Genomic DNA, 15,006 nt, shown 5'->3' on the forward strand with positions numbered 1-15,006 from the left:
TCCCTCGCTGGTCGAGCTTGTCGGGACTCAGGTCTCGACAAGCTCGACCAGCGTTGTGCTTTCCGCGGCGAACCGGCTTTCGGACGACGAGTCCGGGGCGCGTACCCTGTTTGCGTGAGTGAAACCCAGGCACAGCACGACTCCTCCGACGATGTGGAGGTGCGCGATGTCATCGACCCGACGACCGTGCGCCGTGCGCCGCGGTACAAGGCCTTCTTCTGGACGGGCGCCCTGGTCGGGATCGTCATCGGGTTGCCGCTGTCGCTCTACCTGGTGAACACGCCCGCCGGCCTGGCCATGATGAAGCCCGGCGTCTACATCACGGTGCTGACCGCCTTCGTCACGACGGTGACCACCCTCCTGGCCGGCCTGTTCGCGGTGATCGCGGACCGCCGGAGCCTGCGCGGGCGCTGACACAGAGGTCACAGGCCGGGCCGGCGACTTCGATCAGCCCGCATGGGATACTCGGAACATGCCTCTGCGCGGAGATGGCCGCCTCAACCACGACCTCATACCCGGCGAGAAGGGCCCCCAGGACGCATGTGGCGTCTTCGGGGTCTGGGCACCCGGCGAGGAGGTCGCCAAGCTTGCGTACTTCGGCCTGTACGCACTGCAGCACCGTGGACAGGAGTCCGCGGGTATCGCCACCAGCAACGGTGAACAGATTCTCGTCTACAAGGACATGGGGCTCGTCTCCCAGGTCTTCGACGAGACAGCCCTGAACGCACTGACCGGCCACATCGCCGTCGGGCACTGCCGGTACTCCACGACCGGTGGCGTGACCTGGGAGAACGCCCAGCCGACACTCGGCGCGACGGCGTCGGGCACGGTGGCACTCGGCCACAACGGCAACCTGACCAACTCCGCCGACCTCGTCAACCTCGTGGCCGAGCGCTACGGCGCGCAGCGCCGCGGCGAGCTCGCCCGCGGCAACACCACGGACACTGCCCTGATCACGGCGTTGTTCGCGGGCGACGCGGACCACACGCTGGAGGCCACGGCCCTGGAGGTGCTGCCGCAGCTGCGCGGCGCCTTCTCCCTCGTCTTCATGGACGAGAACACCCTGTACGCGGCGCGCGACCCGCAGGGCGTGCGCCCGCTCGTGCTCGGCCGTCTCGACCGCGGCTGGGTGGTCGCGAGCGAGACCCCGGCCCTGGACATCGTGGGCGCCTCCTACGTGCGCGACGTCGAGCCCGGCGAGCTCATCTGCATCGACGCCGACGGCATGCGCTCGGTGCGCTTCGCCCAGGCCGAGCGGGCCGCCTGCGTCTTCGAGTACGTCTACCTGGCCCGCCCGGACAACACCATCAACGGGCGCTCGGTGCACGCGGCGCGCGTCGAGATGGGCCGGATCCTGGCACGCGAGCACCCCGTCGAGGCCGACCTCGTGATCCCGACGCCGGAGTCCGGCACGCCGGCCGCCGTCGGCTACGCGGCCGAGTCCGGCATCCCGTTCGGCCAGGGCCTCACCAAGAACGCCTACGTGGGCCGCACGTTCATCCAGCCGTCCGACACGCTGCGGCAGCTCGGCATCCGCCTGAAGCTCAACCCGCTGCGCGAGGTCATCAAGGGCAAGCGCCTGGTGGTCGTGGACGACTCGATCGTGCGCGGCAACACCCAGCGCGCCCTGATCCGCATGCTGCGGGAGGCGGGCGCGGCCGAGGTGCACGTGCGCATCTCGTCGCCGCCGGTGAAGTGGCCCTGCTTCTACGGCATCGACTTCGCGTCGCGCGCGGAGCTCATCGCGAACGGCCTGGCGGTCGACGAGATCGGGCAGTCGCTCGGCGCCGACAGCCTCGGCTACATCACCACCGAGGGCATGATCTCCGCGACCGAGCAGCCCAGCTCTCAGCTGTGTGCGGCCTGCTTCACCGGCAAGTACCCGATCGAGCTGCCCCCGGACGACCAGCTGGGCAAGCACCTCCTCGAGCAGGCGGAGCTGCCCCTCGGCCCGCCCGAGGACGGGCTCAAGCAGCTCGCCGTGAGCACCGGCGGCTCGACCGCGCTCGACCATCCGTGACCACGAACCGCACCACCCGCCCCCATCACTCTCTGGAGCACCCGTGACATCCGAAGGCCTGACGTACGCCGCCGCCGGCGTGGACACCGAGGCAGGCGACAAGGCCGTCGAGCTCATGAAGGACGCCGTGCGGCGCACGCAGGGTCCGGCCGTGCTCGGCGGCGTGGGCGGCTTCGCCGGCCTGTACGACCTCTCGGCCTTCAAGGGATACCGCGCCCCCCTGCTGGCGACGTCCACCGACGGCGTCGGCACCAAGGTTGCGATCGCGCAGGCCATGGACAAGCACGACACCATCGGGTTCGACCTGGTGGGCATGGTCGTGGACGACATCGTCGTGATGGGCGCCAAGCCGCTCTTCATGACCGACTACATCGCCACGGGCAAGGTCGTGCCGGAGCGGATCGCGGACATCGTGCGCGGCATCGCGCAGGCCTGCGAGGTCGCGGACACCGCCCTGGTGGGCGGCGAGACGGCCGAGCACCCGGGCCTCCTGGACCCGGACGAGTACGACGTCGCCGGTGCCGCCACGGGCATCGTGGAGGCCGACAAGGTGCTGGGCCCGGACCGGGTGCAGCCCGGCGACGTGCTGATCGCGCTGGCCTCCAGCGGCCTGCACTCCAACGGGTACTCCCTGGTGCGTGCAGTGATCAAGCAGGCCGGGTGGTCCCTGGACCGGCACGTGGACGATCTGGGGCGGGCCCTGGGTGAGGAGCTGCTGGAGCCCACGCGGGTCTACGCCTCGGACTGCCTGGCACTGGCCGCGGACGAAGCGGCTCAGGTCCACGCCTTCACGCACGTGACCGGCGGCGGGCTCGCGGCGAACCTGGCGCGGGTGCTCCCCGCGGGGCTCGTGGCGACGGTCGATCGCGCGTCCTGGGACGTGCCCGCCGTGTTCCGCATGGTGCGGAGCCTTGGTGGCGTGCCGCGCCGAGACCTTGAGAACACACTGAACCTGGGTGTCGGCATGGTGGCCGTCGTGGGCGCTGACGGCGCCGACGCGGCGCTTGCGCGGCTGTCCACGCTGGGCGTGCCCGCGTGGGTGCTCGGCAGCGTCGAGACCCTGGATGCCTCAGCGGCGCAGGAAGACCTGGTCGCGGGGACGAAGGGTGTGTCCGGTGGTGCGGTCAGGCTGGTGAACGACTACCGCGGGTGACGCGGTGGTGAGGCCTGGCCGAGGACTGGGCGCGGGGCCGGCGCAAAAGCGCCGGCACCCTCAGCGCGCGTTACCGTCCTGCTCTGCCCAGTCGGAGTACCTGTTGTCGTACTCCTCGTCCTCCGAGGAATCCCATCGCGACTGTGTCGCCACATCCGTATGGGAGTCTCCGCTGAGCTCCTGCTCGAGGGCGTGATAATTGGTGTCCGGGCTGTAGTACTTCAGCTCGCGAGCAACCTTGGTCTGCTTAGCCTTCTGACGGCCGCGGCCCATGGCTCCGACCCCCCTCAACGTAGGAGCGGGGCGGCACCGTGCATGGACGTGCGGCCCCGTAGCGTTTCGTCTGTCCAGGTTCCAACGTTACATGCTGGTACGGCGTTTCTTCCAGTCCGTGGACGTGATTCGTCCCATCCTCCGATGTGACATAGCAGTCAGGCGGAGTCCCTCCCCGCACCCCAGGGTGGCCGCAGAGTTGGCGACACGTTGACGATTTGTTTGCGGTAGGCAGATTGTCGCTGCGCTGGGGTCACGGTCTGTACCTGCCCTCAAGGCAATCGTGTTCGTGTGCCCAGAGCATCTGTCTCCGACGCTTTGCCGACTCCTGGGTGACGCACAGTTGCTGGCCGAACTTGTCGACGTGGCGTGCTGTGCGCTGTGGTGCCGTGATGCCGGATCGCGTCGTCGGCGTGTCGCACGTGTCCGAGACTCGCCCGAAACGGGCGCGCGTGGCGAGCCGCGGAGAAAGTGAGGAAATAAACCGCGTCCCCAAGTCGCCTAAATCCTGTTTGCTGCTAACAATGGTGCAAGAGCGGGTGTCGTCAACCGCCTGGTACGGCCAGGCCGGCACCGTTCCGGAGGAGGTGCGGGGATGTCCATCCACGGAGAATCCGAGGTCCTGCTCACGCCTGCCGAGGTAGCGAGCTTGTTCCGTGTTGACCCCAAGACAGTAACGCGTTGGGCAAAAGCGGGAAAGCTCTCGTCGATCCGGACACTTGGCGGTCACCGCCGCTACAAGGAGTCCGAGGTTCGGGCGCTGCTCGGTGCGGCAGCGGACAGCTCGGGCGACTCCGACAACTAGTCGGAAGTCGTTGACGGATTGGTCGGCAGGTAGGGACGAAGGCGCGCCGGGTGCTGCCCCCCAGCTCAGCCCCGCGCGCGCCTGAGCACAGCGGTGACGACTACAGCGGTCCCGATGGCCACCACGAGCGTGGCTCCGATCAGGACCTTGGCGTTGCGGGCCCGGCGCGGATCTTGCGCCGGGCCGTTCTTGTCGCCGAATGCTCCGGTAGCCATCGCGCCGACGTCGCTCGCGGCCTGCTTTGCCTCCCGTGCGATGCGGGACGCCTGGTAACCAGGGCTGAGCCGGGTGGTGAGCTCGTCGATGGTCGCTGCGAGGTCCGCGCGGGTGCGGAGCACCTCGGCCTCGAGCTCGCGGCTGTTGGGCGGCGGCGTCGGAGTGCTCATCGGTGCATCCCCTCCTTGATCGACGCGATGTCGTCCTTCACGCGCTGGACGCTCTCGGGCGGGGTGGTGGCCTTCTGCAGCAGCTGAGCGCCCACGAGCGCCAGGAGCATCGTGACGAGCAGCATGAAGCCGCCGATGGCGAGTGCTGACAGCCAGAGGGGCCACACCGTCCCCAGGCCGTACACGGCCGCCAGGAGCAGCACGCCGACGGCGTAGACGAGGATCAGGAGCGCCATGACGAGCAGCCCGGCACCGATGCCGGACTTCTTGGCCTTCTCCGTGAGCTCGGCCTTGGCGAGCGCGATCTCCGCGCGTACGAGGCGTGAGGTCTGCTCGGAGATCTGTTCGATCAGCTTCCCCATGGAGGCCGGCTTGTCGGGTCCTGGCGTGCCCGTCGGGGTGCTACCTGCCGCCCCTGTCTGGCTGTCGATCTTCACGTCGTCGATCATCTGCCCTCCCGTGCCGCCGGTTTCGGCCTGCGCCGCTGAAGACAACTCAACAGGTCAAGAGCTCACGGGGCAATTCCTGGCGCGGCGTGGCCGCGAGAATAAGTCTGAAGCGAACCATGCGGCAATACAGAAATGCTGGAGAGAATTGCCTTGGAGGCGCCTGGGAACCAAGTTCGCCGGCGCTGAGAAGAGGCCGCTACTCGGTGCGCCACTTGCTGCCAGAAACGTCGATGGGCCGCACTTTCGCGCATCTCATGCCGGGACTCCGGCGATCAGTACGGTGGGTTCGCGGCCCGGAGGGCGTCGGCGACCGTGCTCCGGGCATCACCGCGCCGCAGCAGCTCCTCGCCGCGAAAGAGCAGCACGATCCCGTTGCCTTCCATGAAGACGCCGCGGGCGGCGAGTCCGGCGCGCTCCCACATCAGCGACAGCTCGGTCACGAGTCGGGCGATCGCTCCGTCGGTCGGCCGATCGGTGTCGAACGTCCACTTGCCCAGCGGCACCGAGCCGATCGCGGCGAGCGTCCGCCCAAGTTCCCTCGCTCGTGGGTAGGCCTCGTCGAGAACCGGCATGAAGGCGCCGACGAAGACTTCTGCGGCCAGCTCGACGCGGTCCATCGCGAGCAGCGCGGCGAACTCCGGGGCGGGTCCTGCGGGGGGCTTCGGCACGGAGCCACGCTACTGCGTGGGCGACGCAAGAATCCGGGCCGCAACACGGTCGACACCGGATGTTCGGCAACGCGTCACCGAGGCCAAGACGAAGCGGGCCGCACGCTCAGAGAGCGTGATGGATGACGGAGGAATAGGGGCGCCGCGGCTCCCTCGATCCTCTTGATTCCCGGGTGCCCGCCGGAGGCGCTGGAGGACGCCAAAGGGGCGTGAGGGTTCATGTCCCCCTCCGGACATACCTTGGCCCCCCTCTGCTTGGACGGTCAGGACTCGAGGGCGTACCCGACCAAGACGGCGGCGGTGACCTCGACCGCGCCCGGCGCGAGGTCGTCGGTCGAGATCCCGCCGCCACCTCCGTGGCCACGGGTCATCTCGTCCATCTCGGGGTTCAGGTCCTGGATGTGGACCACGCTGCCGAGCCTCACCCCGGCGGCGTCGGCGTATACCTCGGCCTTGCGCCGGGCCGCTGCGACCGCCTCGCGGCGGGCCCGGTCACGCATCGTCGGCTTGTCGAGCACGTCGAAGGTGACGCTGTCGACATGCTCGGCGCCAGCCGCCACGATCGCGGTGACGAGCCGCTGAACGGCCTCGATCTCCCGAGTCTGGATCGCGTACTCGACCCGGCACCGGAACCCGAGAAGCTTCCGGGACTCGCCGTACCCGTCATAGGCCGACTTGATAGAGAGCCTCGAAGACGAGACGGCACTGTCCGGGATGCTGTGCGCCCGGATTGCCTCACGGACGCGGGTGACGGCCGTGCTCGCGTCGGCGAACGCCGCCTCGGCCTCTGGCTGGACCACGTCGACCGCGACGGCGATCCGTGCTATCTCGGGCTCGGCACGGACCACACCCGTGCCGTGGACGCTCAGACCCCAGGGCTGATCGATTTTCTGATGCATCAACACATTCAACCGCAGGTCACAGTGGTACGGCGCCTGGCTGGACGGCAGGCCGAGGGGGTGGGGCGACATGTGAGCACGAGGCGTCGTTGCATCTTGGTGCGCGCACCGCGCGCCGAACGGCGCGCCTTGATCTTGTAGAGGTCAATTCGGCAGCGGCACCACGTAGACGGCTGCCGGTTCGGTGAAGCCATCGCCGTACTCGTGGGCGAGATCTGCGATTCGCTCCGCTCCGAGGCGCTCGTAGAGCCGAATCGCGGCCCGGTACTTGAGAATGACATCGAACGCGATGGCGAGGCCGTTGGTTCGCGCGTAGTTGGCAGCCGCTTCCATGAGGAGGCGTCCGGCACCGCTGCCCCGGTGGTCGGGGTCTACGAAGAGTCGAACGGGGATCGCCAGGCGAGCGATGTTGCCGCCCGTCTGCTTTCGGCTGCACGCTCTCCCTGCCCGCCGTCGTAGTGGCGTCGCTGCGGCTCCACAGGACTCGGCAGATCGAGCGGGACGTGAAGCTCGGGAGGGAGTGGGATCCGAACGGCTACGTGTTCGGCACTCGCAACGGAACCATGATGAGTTCGAGGAACGTCTCCCGCGACGTTCGTCGAGCGCTCGCCAAGGTGCCGGGAATCGTCCCCGACGAGTGGACGCCGCGCGACTGGCGGCACACCTACACGTCGGTGATGTCGGCCGGAGAGGTGCCGCTGGAAGAGGTGTCCCGAACCCTCGGACACAGCAGCACCGTCGTCACCGAACAGGTCTACCGCCACGAGCTACGACCTGTGATCCAGACGGCGGGCGCGAAGATGGACGATCTCTTTCTGGCGAACGAGGTAGGCGGGGGCTGGCACATGGAACCCCTATTTGGTCCGGCCGAGGCGGACGGTCGAAAGGTGCCTGATCAGTAGTGCAGGTGTGCTCCGGGGAGTGCGGCGGTTTGGGCGTCACATCTGGAACGGTCGGTAACTCAAGGCGCGTTCCACGATCTCTTCCGCCGTCGGCTCATGATCGAATGCGTGGCTTGGGTAGAAGATGAGATCGGTGCCGTTCGGATCCGGTACCGCCGCCCGGAATTGCGCCACTGCCAGGGAGGCTTCGTGCTCGCTCGCTCCTGGCATGCCCGCCATGATGTAGCGCACGAGCGCAAGCAGCTCGTCGCGAGACGTCTCGTGCCTCATCGCGGTCCGCCTACTGTGCGTGACATTGGCCAAGTGTCCCTTGGCTCGTGGCCCTTCGGCGCCGACCGTGCGTCGGCCTAGCCAAGACCGATTGTCATGCGATTTGTCATGCAAGATCAAAACGAAGCGGCCCGCACTCTCCAAGAGAGTGCGGGCCGCTCCGTAACCGCAGGTCACACGGTGTTTTTGTGTGGCTCCGACCGGCGTCGATCCGGTGACCTTTCGATTTTCAGTCGAACGCTCTACCAACTGAGCTACAGAGCCCTAGCGCGAACGCCCGGAAAGTCGAGACCGACAATCCGGGCGCCTCTCGCGCGACCCTGACGGGACTTGAACCCGCGACCTCCGCCGTGACAGGGCGGCGCGCTAACCAGCTGCGCTACAGGGCCTTGATCGCTACCCGCGACCGGGGGGCTCGTTTCGAACCGTGAGGATCCTAACCCACCGCGGGCCAGAACCTGAAATCAGATTCCTGCACCGCAGGGATGACCTGCCTCACAACAGTCGAAACAGGCTCTTACGAGCCCCTTCGTACCCCCAACGGGATTCGAACCCGTGCTACCGCCGTGAAAGGGCGGGGTCCTAGGCCGCTAGACGATGGGGGCTGGGACCTGGCAAGTCTACAGACACTCGGAGGCCCCGCTGCACGGTCCACGCAGGGGCCTCGACGCGTCGTATGTCGGGGATGATGGGTGCGTGGTGGAGATGACGCGGGAGGACTTCGAGACGGCCGTCAGCGAGGGACTGGACCTCGTTCCGCCGGACCTCGCGGCGCAGATGGACAACGTGGTGGTGCTCGTCGAGGACGACGCGCCCGCGGAGGATCCCGAGCTCCTGGGGCTCTACGAGGGCGTGCCGCTGACGGAGCGCGACCACATGTGGGCCGCGGGGGCGCTGCCGGACCGCATCACCATCTTCCGGAACCCGACGCTCGCGATCTGCGACACGCGCGAGGACGTCGTCGAGGAGGTGGCCGTGACAGTGGTCCACGAGATCGCACACCACTTCGGGATCAACGACGACCGCCTCCACGAGCTCGGCTGGGACTGACGAACCCCGGGTCGCGAAGCAGGGCTTCGCGACCCGGGGTTCCCGGTCCAGGGGCAGGGCCGGTCAGTACGTGGTGCCGTACTCCCAGTGCCAGGCCTCCGGCTTGGAGCCGCCGGCCTGGGCCCAGGCCGGATGCTCCCAGCCGTACTTCCCGGCGTTGGCGACCATCCAGTTGTGCTCGGCGGTGCCGAACGACTCGATGCCGCCGGACAGGTCGACCGCCTGGCCCCAGCCGTGGTTCGACGTGCCGGGCACGGCTGCCAGGGCGCCCCTGGTGGCGGCGACCGTCACCTGCTCCGAGTAGGAGCGGTAGCCGTCTGTGAGGTCCAGGTTCCGGCCGAACGCCGCACGGAAGGCGCTGTTCAGGTCCTCGAGCGCTAGCGCGGCGTCACACCGCAGCTGCTCGCTGGACGTCCAGCTCAGCCCGCAGAGCACGCTCGACGGGATCTGACCGTTGCCGTAGTTCTTCGCGGCCTCGGCCATCTCCTTGGCCTCGGCGGCGCGGGCGGCGGCCTTGCGCTCGGCGGCACGAGCCGCACGGGCCTCGCGCCGCTCCTCGGCGGCCTTCTTGGCGGCGGCGATCTCCTCGGGCGTGGGTCCCGCCTTCACGGACACGACGGCGTCGCCGTCGGTCTTGGTGATGAGCTTCTGGAGGGACGTCGCCACCTTCTCGATGCGGTCGGCCGACGGCGCTGTCGCGTCCGCCGACGTCTCCGCGGCGTCCTTGGCGTCCGAGGTCTTCTCGGCCGCTTCCTGCGCCTCGGCGGTGTCCGAGACCGAGTCCGCGAGCGGGGTGTCGAGGACGGGAAGGTCCTCGGCCTCCTGCTCGATGATCGGAGTGACGCCGGCGACCGCACCGGCCAGGTTCGTCGGCTCGACGGCGGCGGCCGTCTCAGTGGTCGCCTCGTCGGTGGTCTCGGCGGTGGCCGATGTGTCCGTCGCGCGCTCCGCGAGCGACGTGCGGTCGGTGCTCCGGGAGGCGGCAGCGGTCAGGCGCGTCTCGACGGCGGTGCCGGCGGTGTCACGTGCCTGCTCCAGCATGGTCCGCAGCTTCTTGGCCGCCGCCCGGACCTGCTTGCGGTCCTTGACGGTGAGGTCGCCCTCGCGGGTCACGTAGTCGGCGTCGGTCAGGACGGCGTCCGCCTTCGCGGCGGCAGTCTTCACCGCGTGGTCGATGGCGACCGCGCTGGTGGCGGTGACGACGGCCGGCTCAGCGGCCGCGGTGCCACCCGAGGATCCGACGGCGCCGCCGTCGTTCCCGGTGAAGCTGACCGCCGCGGTGGTGGTCAGGGCAACCGTGGTGAGTGCGGCCGCGAGCGCGAAGGACGAGCGGCGCACGAGCTGGCTGGACCGAGCGAAGTGCCCTGCGGCGGGGACGGCTGCGTGCGCACCCTGTGCGCCCGGGCGTCGCGTACGACGGGGGACGAGGGTGTGGTCGCCGCGCCTCAAGGGCGCTCCAGACACTCGGGGACAGGGGCAAGGCACACGATGGGGTGCGCGACGGGGTTCGGCGTCTGGGGCACGCTGACTTCCGTTCTGCGGCTGGGCACGGGCGACACCGTGAGGGACTCTTCCCTCGGGTGGACGGCGACGCCTGCTCCGGCTGCTGTCTGGCCACGGCGCGCGACGTGTCGCGAGGGTCATGGCGGTTGCCGCGAAGAACTCGGCTCGAGGGCCCAGGGGGTTAGTTCTTCGCGGCAACGCTTCAATCTTGAACGACCGTCCAAGAGTTATGTAACCCCCCATTCGGAGGCGTGCCTCACAAAAACAGCGCAGAGACCGTGGCGTAGGCGTGAAGGGTGGACAACCCGGGTGTGAGCGCTCACATTGAGGCGCGCGAGGCCATGCGTGAGACTTCGGGTATGGCCCATCACGATCAGGCCGCGAACGGATCCGTGCCCACCCCCGCCGGACAACCCGTGACCGTGTCCATCCACCGCATCGTCAACCCCGACCACGTTCCCGAGGTCACCCGCTGGGTGCAGTCGGGCGTCAACCTCGCCAACCGCTGGGACGGCTTCCTCGGCTCAGGCTGGATCCGCGCCGCCGAGGGGTCGCGCGACTGGCACATGCTCTACCGCTTCGCCGACGCCGACCGGCTCGCCGCCTGGGAGCGGTCCACCGAGCGCCGCGACTGGCTCGCGCAGGGCACGGGGCTCGTCGAGGAGCTGCGCTACCAGCAGCGGACGGGCATCGAGGGCTGGTTCGACGACCCGGCGCGGACGGACGAGCCGGCGGACGTCGCGGCCGTCGTCGTACCGCCGCGGTGGAAGCAGGCGACGAGCATCTGGCTCGGGTTCTTCCCGGTGAACCTGCTGTTCACCGCCCTGTTCACCTATCTGGTGCCCGGGTGGGACGACGTGCCCCTCGTGCTCAAGGTGCTCGTCTCGACGCTGATCCTGACGCCGATCATGGCGTACTGGGTGCTGCCCTGGGTGACTCGCCGCCTGCACGGCTGGCTGCACCGGTAGTGGTCCTTTGGCGTGTCAGGCATAGGGGCCACCCGGGTGACCCGTATGCCTGACCCGGAGATCAGGCCCGGCCGGCTGCAACCCGCCTGACCGGTGCGCGTCGCGGACGCCGCAGCCGGATCCCGCCCCTGCCCGGCACGGGCACGGACGCGGACTGGTCGGTCCGGCCCGCGAGCCAGCCGGTGAGCCGCTCCGGCCGGTCGGTGATGACGGCGTCGACGCCCTTGCCGTCGTCGGCCGTCACGAGGGTGGCCCACGCGGCCGGGTCGTTCGCGGTCCAGGACATCACCCGCAGGCCGGCGGCGTGCAGGCGGGACACGAGCCGCGGGCTGCCGGCCACCGTCGAGACCGAGGGGTTGCAGGCGACGACGTGAAGCCGCTCGCACAGGCGCAACAGCCCGGGCGGGTCGAACGAGACGAGCAGGCCGCCCGGCAGGTGCGGTGCGACGTCGCGCACCGTGGCGACCGTGCCCGGCCAGAAGCTCTGCACCAGGACCCGGTTGTCGAACCCGGCGGCGTCGATGGTGGCGGCGACCCGCTCGACCTGCTCGGCGTTCCAGGAGCCCTTGAGCTCGAGCAGCAGGTCCGTGTCGGGGTGGCGGGCAAGCACGCCGAGCACGTCGTCGAGCGTGGGGACGCGCTGGCCCGCGAAGGCCGGAGCGAAGCGCGACCCGGCGTCGAGCCCGAGCACCTCGTCCGAGGTGAGGGCGGAGACCTTGCCGGTGCCGTCGGTGGTGGCGTCGACGGTCTCGTCGTGGATCACGGCGCCCACGCCGTCGGCGGTGGGCTGGAGATCGATCTCGACGGCGTCCGCGCCCGCGTGGCACGCGGCCTCGACCGCGGCGAGCGTGTTCTGCGGCGCCACCGCGGAGTACCCACGGTGGGCGATCACTGCGGGACGAGCGGCCATGCTGACCTCCGGTTCTGCGGTTCTGCCCGCCATGCTAGGCCGCCGCCGAAGGCCTTCCCAGCTCCCTGGTGCGAGTTCGGGGAGAGTTCCAGGACCGTTCACCGGGCGGCCCCGAGGGCGCCGTGTCGGCCAACCGGGCGAAACCCGCAGGATGCGCAGATTCTCAGCGCCGGGTGGTTTCATGTGCGCCATGGTCCGACCTGTCATGCACGCTGCCCCCGGCCTCCGGGTCCGCGGAGGGCTCGCCGCCGTCATCGCGACGCTCGTCCTGCTCGCCGGCTGCTCCGCCGGAGCAGAAGGAGGGGCCGACGCCGAGGCGAGCGCGTCGCCGTCGGGCAGCGGGAGCGCCGCGCCGACCGAGACCTCGGACCCGGAAGCGCCCATGGACGCGAACCAGGCGTGTGCCGCCATGTACGTCAACGGCGACAAGACGCTCGAGGAGCGCATCGGTGCGGCGCTCGTCGGCGCGAGCGACGGGCTGGACGTCGCCGCCGCCGACCAGATGCACGCGATAGCGGTCGAGCTCGGGCGGCTCGAGCCGCGCGTGCCCGAGGAGTTCCAGGGCCCGGTGGAGAAGGTCCGGGTGCCGTTCCTCCAGCTCCAGGAAGCGCTCGACCTGGGCACGGAGCAGCAGATCGAGCTCGACGTCGCCTCGACGGTCGAGGGGCTCAAGCAGTATCAGAAGCTCTGCTGAGGTCCTCGAAGATGCCCTGACCCGGCGTGAGCACCCGGCGCGGGTCGTAGCGGAGCTTGGCGCGCAGGACCGCCGGCCAGCGGTCACCGTAGTGGATGCGCCAGTCGGCAGGGCTCAGGTGCAGGGCGTTGACCGGGTACTGGGTGCCGCCGGCGGCGAGGACCCGGGCGTACAGCGCGTCGTTCTCGGCGATCAGGCGCTCCGCCTCGGCGCCGTTGGGCGGGCTCACCGCGCGCAGGAGCGCGAGCAGGAAGAAGACCGGGCCGTCCGGGACCATCACCTGGGGCCGGGTGATTGGCGCCCGGCTGGTCGGGTACAGCAGGGCGACGCCGCCGGCGTCGGCCGGGGTGAGCGTGGTGAGGAGGTCCGTGACGATCTCGTCAGTGGCCGCGTCCGGGATGAACGCGTTGAGCCACGGCCCGGGCAGGCGGAGGGCCTCGATCTGCTCGACGGTCTCGTAGATGCGGTTCAGCCACTCGAAGTACGGGACGTCCACGACGTCGATGCCGGACGGGTCGAGGCCGGCCAGCAGGGCGTCGTCGTCGGGCGGCTGGGTCGTGAACCACGCCCCGCCCTCCAGGACGAAGGCGAAGCCGTCGTCGTCCGTGGGGACGAGCTGTCCCTCCAGGTAGCCGAAGCGGCCGTCGGCCAGGGCCGTGCGCTGCGCCGCGGTCAGGTCCGTGATCAGCGGGTAGGTCAGCGTGTAGATGCGCGCCATGCTGGGAGCGGGCACGAGCCGGACCGTGGCGCGCACGATGACGGCGAACTGGCCCAGCCCGCCGAGCACCGCCTCGAACAGGTCGGGCTGGTGGTCGGCGGAGCAGGTGACCAGGTGGCCTTCGCCCGTGACCACCTCGAGCTCGAGCGTGTTGTCGGCGATCGTCCCGAAGTGCTGGGAGGCGCCGCCGATCCCGCCGACGCAGAGCGTGCCGCCCACGGACAGGCCCAGGTAGTCGGTGCTGACGGGCGGCGCGACGCCGTCGGTCAGGGTGGCGCGGATCAGGTCGAGCCACTGCACACCGGCGTCGACCACTGCCCGGTCGGGTGCGATCTCGTGGATCGTGGCCAGGGTCCGCGAGTCGATCACGACGCCGCCGTCGGCCTGCGCCTGGCCGAACGTCGAGTGGCCCTGGCCGCGCACGGCCACCGTGAGCCGGTGCTCGTTCGCGAACCGGACCACGGCGACCACGTCGTCGACCGAGCCAGGGCGCAGCACCGCCCGGGGGCGGTGGTGGGCCAGGTGCCCGTAGTCGGTGGCGGCCTCGGTGAGCGACTCCTCGTCGGTGACGAGCTCGCCGTCGAGACGGGGGATCTGAATCGCTGCGGAGTTCTCCGGGAGGCTGGTGAGCCAGCGCGAGGTCACCGGGTCGAAAGCGACGACGGCGGCGCCTGCCAGGAATGTACGGCGATCGAGCTGTGCCATGTGAGCCCCTCAGCGTCAGGTCGGGCGACCACGGTACAGGCCGGAGCGCGCGCGGAGTGGGAACGTTCGGTGGACGTGGTGTCACGACAGGCCCGCGAGACGGTAGGCGACGAGGCTGCCGGCCACGGCGACGTTCAGGCTCGCGCCCCAGCCGACCATCGGGATCTCGACGCACTCGTCGACGCCCGTGAGGACGTCGTCGGGAACGCCGTTGTGCTCGTGGCCGAGCAGCAGAACCGTCGGGATCCGGGCGGGCTCGAGGCGGGACAGGGGCGTGGCTCCGTCAGCCAGCTCGACGGCGACGAGCCTGAAGCCGCCGGCGCGCTGCTCGTCGAGCCAGTGCTCCTTGGACGGCGCCACCCAGTGGATGCAGGGCCGTCGCCCGCGCAGGGTGTCACCCCTGGCCAGGGCTTCCTTGTAGTGCGGGGTACGGGGAACGGCGAGGCACGCGCCGACGGCGTCGCAGGTGCGCAGCAGCGTCCCGAGGTTCGCGTCGTACGCCACCCAGAGCGGGGCAACGATGAGGTGGCCCCAGCAGCCGTGCTGCCGAGCGCGTCGCTGTCGGCGGAGCTCGGTGGGCTTCGACTTGGACCCGCTCACCGGATCGTGGTGGTGGCTCCCGGAAGAGTGAAC

Annotated in this window: 19 protein-coding genes and 3 tRNA genes; 8 read left to right on the top strand and 14 right to left on the bottom strand. The window is 69.8% G+C overall.

Going from position 1 to position 15,006, the window contains the following annotated elements; translation table 11 throughout:
* Window positions 1-114 precede the first annotated feature (114 nt).
* The 3 genes from C8K30_RS23500 to purM are packed head-to-tail and all read left to right on the top strand — an operon-like array spanning window position 115 to window position 3,173.
* A complete protein-coding gene (locus C8K30_RS23500) occupies window positions 115-414 on the top strand; it encodes a hypothetical protein (protein WP_132233006.1) in 300 nt (99 codons plus the stop codon).
* Window positions 415-472: 58 nt separating this feature from the next.
* Window positions 473-2,020, top strand: a complete 1,548-nt coding sequence (gene purF / locus C8K30_RS23505) for an amidophosphoribosyltransferase (RefSeq protein ID WP_108495330.1) — start codon at window positions 473-475, stop codon at window positions 2,018-2,020.
* A gap of 43 nt (window positions 2,021-2,063) precedes the next feature.
* Entirely contained in the window at window positions 2,064-3,173 is a 1,110-nt protein-coding gene (gene purM / locus C8K30_RS23510; RefSeq protein ID WP_108495331.1) for a phosphoribosylformylglycinamidine cyclo-ligase, read from the top strand.
* Window positions 3,174-3,233: 60 nt separating this feature from the next.
* On the opposite strand, the gene C8K30_RS23515 is transcribed toward purM, so the two are convergent.
* Window positions 3,234-3,446: a DUF3073 domain-containing protein gene (locus tag C8K30_RS23515; protein ID WP_108495332.1), complete on the bottom strand. Its 213-nt coding sequence runs from the start codon at window positions 3,444-3,446 to the stop codon at window positions 3,234-3,236.
* A gap of 595 nt (window positions 3,447-4,041) precedes the next feature.
* On the opposite strand from C8K30_RS23515, the gene C8K30_RS23520 reads away from it, so the two are divergent.
* Entirely contained in the window at window positions 4,042-4,251 is a 210-nt protein-coding gene (locus tag C8K30_RS23520; protein ID WP_108495333.1) for a BldC family transcriptional regulator, read from the top strand.
* Between the two features lie 65 nt (window positions 4,252-4,316).
* Here the strand turns inward: C8K30_RS23520 and C8K30_RS23525 are convergent, their stop codons facing one another.
* The 5 genes from C8K30_RS23525 to C8K30_RS23545 form a co-directional block, all read right to left on the bottom strand.
* Complete coding sequence (locus tag C8K30_RS23525) at window positions 4,317-4,637, bottom strand: DUF3618 domain-containing protein (protein ID WP_108495334.1); 321 nt, start codon at window positions 4,635-4,637, stop codon at window positions 4,317-4,319.
* Entirely contained in the window at window positions 4,634-5,086 is a 453-nt protein-coding gene (locus tag C8K30_RS23530) for a phage holin family protein (protein ID WP_108495335.1), read from the bottom strand. The genes C8K30_RS23525 and C8K30_RS23530 overlap by 4 nt, the downstream gene beginning before the upstream one ends.
* Before the next feature lie 272 nt (window positions 5,087-5,358).
* Window positions 5,359-5,754, bottom strand: a complete 396-nt coding sequence (locus tag C8K30_RS23535; protein WP_108495336.1) for a hypothetical protein — start codon at window positions 5,752-5,754, stop codon at window positions 5,359-5,361.
* Window positions 5,755-6,017: 263 nt separating this feature from the next.
* Window positions 6,018-6,653 (bottom strand): SIMPL domain-containing protein, encoded by a 636-nt coding sequence (locus C8K30_RS23540; RefSeq protein WP_108495487.1) that lies wholly within the window; start codon window positions 6,651-6,653, stop codon window positions 6,018-6,020.
* 144 nt (window positions 6,654-6,797) lie between these two features.
* Complete coding sequence (locus C8K30_RS23545) at window positions 6,798-7,061, bottom strand: GNAT family N-acetyltransferase (protein WP_108495337.1); 264 nt, start codon at window positions 7,059-7,061, stop codon at window positions 6,798-6,800.
* A gap of 50 nt (window positions 7,062-7,111) precedes the next feature.
* Between C8K30_RS23545 and C8K30_RS23550 the strand changes: the two genes are divergently transcribed.
* The gene (locus C8K30_RS23550) at window positions 7,112-7,555 is read left to right on the top strand and encodes a site-specific integrase (protein WP_158281109.1); all 444 of its coding nucleotides are present in this window, start codon (window positions 7,112-7,114) and stop codon (window positions 7,553-7,555) included.
* A 36-nt stretch (window positions 7,556-7,591) separates the two neighbouring features.
* On the opposite strand, the gene C8K30_RS23555 is transcribed toward C8K30_RS23550, so the two are convergent.
* The 4 genes from C8K30_RS23555 to C8K30_RS23570 form a co-directional block, all read right to left on the bottom strand.
* Window positions 7,592-7,825, bottom strand: coding sequence for a bacteriocin immunity protein (locus C8K30_RS23555; RefSeq protein ID WP_108495339.1), 234 nt, complete (start codon window positions 7,823-7,825; stop codon window positions 7,592-7,594).
* Between the two features lie 191 nt (window positions 7,826-8,016).
* Window positions 8,017-8,089 (bottom strand) — tRNA-Phe (locus tag C8K30_RS23560).
* 51 nt (window positions 8,090-8,140) lie between these two features.
* Window positions 8,141-8,214: transfer RNA gene (locus tag C8K30_RS23565), tRNA-Asp, on the bottom strand.
* A gap of 143 nt (window positions 8,215-8,357) precedes the next feature.
* Window positions 8,358-8,430: transfer RNA gene (locus C8K30_RS23570), tRNA-Glu, on the bottom strand.
* 100 nt (window positions 8,431-8,530) lie between these two features.
* Between C8K30_RS23570 and C8K30_RS23575 the strand changes: the two genes are divergently transcribed.
* Window positions 8,531-8,875, top strand: coding sequence for a metallopeptidase family protein (locus C8K30_RS23575; protein WP_199230676.1), 345 nt, complete (start codon window positions 8,531-8,533; stop codon window positions 8,873-8,875).
* 63 nt (window positions 8,876-8,938) lie between these two features.
* Here C8K30_RS23575 and C8K30_RS31035 read toward each other — a convergent pair whose 3' ends face one another.
* The gene (locus C8K30_RS31035; protein WP_233257393.1) at window positions 8,939-10,324 is read right to left on the bottom strand and encodes a D-alanyl-D-alanine carboxypeptidase family protein; all 1,386 of its coding nucleotides are present in this window, start codon (window positions 10,322-10,324) and stop codon (window positions 8,939-8,941) included.
* Window positions 10,325-10,737: 413 nt separating this feature from the next.
* On the opposite strand from C8K30_RS31035, the gene C8K30_RS23590 reads away from it, so the two are divergent.
* Window positions 10,738-11,346, top strand: a complete 609-nt coding sequence (locus tag C8K30_RS23590; protein WP_108495342.1) for an antibiotic biosynthesis monooxygenase — start codon at window positions 10,738-10,740, stop codon at window positions 11,344-11,346.
* A gap of 61 nt (window positions 11,347-11,407) precedes the next feature.
* Here the strand turns inward: C8K30_RS23590 and C8K30_RS23595 are convergent, their stop codons facing one another.
* Window positions 11,408-12,256 carry a glycerophosphodiester phosphodiesterase family protein gene (locus tag C8K30_RS23595; RefSeq protein WP_108495343.1) on the bottom strand — a complete coding sequence of 283 codons (849 nt, stop codon included), beginning with the start codon at window positions 12,254-12,256 and terminating at the stop codon, window positions 11,408-11,410.
* A 190-nt stretch (window positions 12,257-12,446) separates the two neighbouring features.
* Here C8K30_RS23595 and C8K30_RS23600 point away from each other — a divergent pair, with 190 nt between their 5' ends.
* Window positions 12,447-12,950: a hypothetical protein gene (locus C8K30_RS23600; protein ID WP_132233024.1), complete on the top strand. Its 504-nt coding sequence runs from the start codon at window positions 12,447-12,449 to the stop codon at window positions 12,948-12,950.
* Here C8K30_RS23600 and C8K30_RS23605 read toward each other — a convergent pair.
* Both C8K30_RS23605 and C8K30_RS23610 read right to left on the bottom strand, forming a co-directional pair.
* Window positions 12,925-14,373 (bottom strand): FAD-binding protein, encoded by a 1,449-nt coding sequence (locus tag C8K30_RS23605; RefSeq protein ID WP_108495345.1) that lies wholly within the window; start codon window positions 14,371-14,373, stop codon window positions 12,925-12,927. The two genes, C8K30_RS23600 and C8K30_RS23605, sit on opposite strands and share 26 nt — an antisense overlap.
* Window positions 14,374-14,454: 81 nt before the next feature.
* Window positions 14,455-14,973 carry a TrmH family RNA methyltransferase gene (locus C8K30_RS23610; protein WP_108495346.1) on the bottom strand — a complete coding sequence of 173 codons (519 nt, stop codon included), beginning with the start codon at window positions 14,971-14,973 and terminating at the stop codon, window positions 14,455-14,457.
* Window positions 14,974-15,006: the final 33 nt, after the last annotated feature.

Origin of the sequence: Promicromonospora sp. AC04 (assembly GCF_003058225.1) — a bacterium.
Lineage (GTDB): Bacteria > Actinomycetota > Actinomycetes > Actinomycetales > Cellulomonadaceae > Promicromonospora.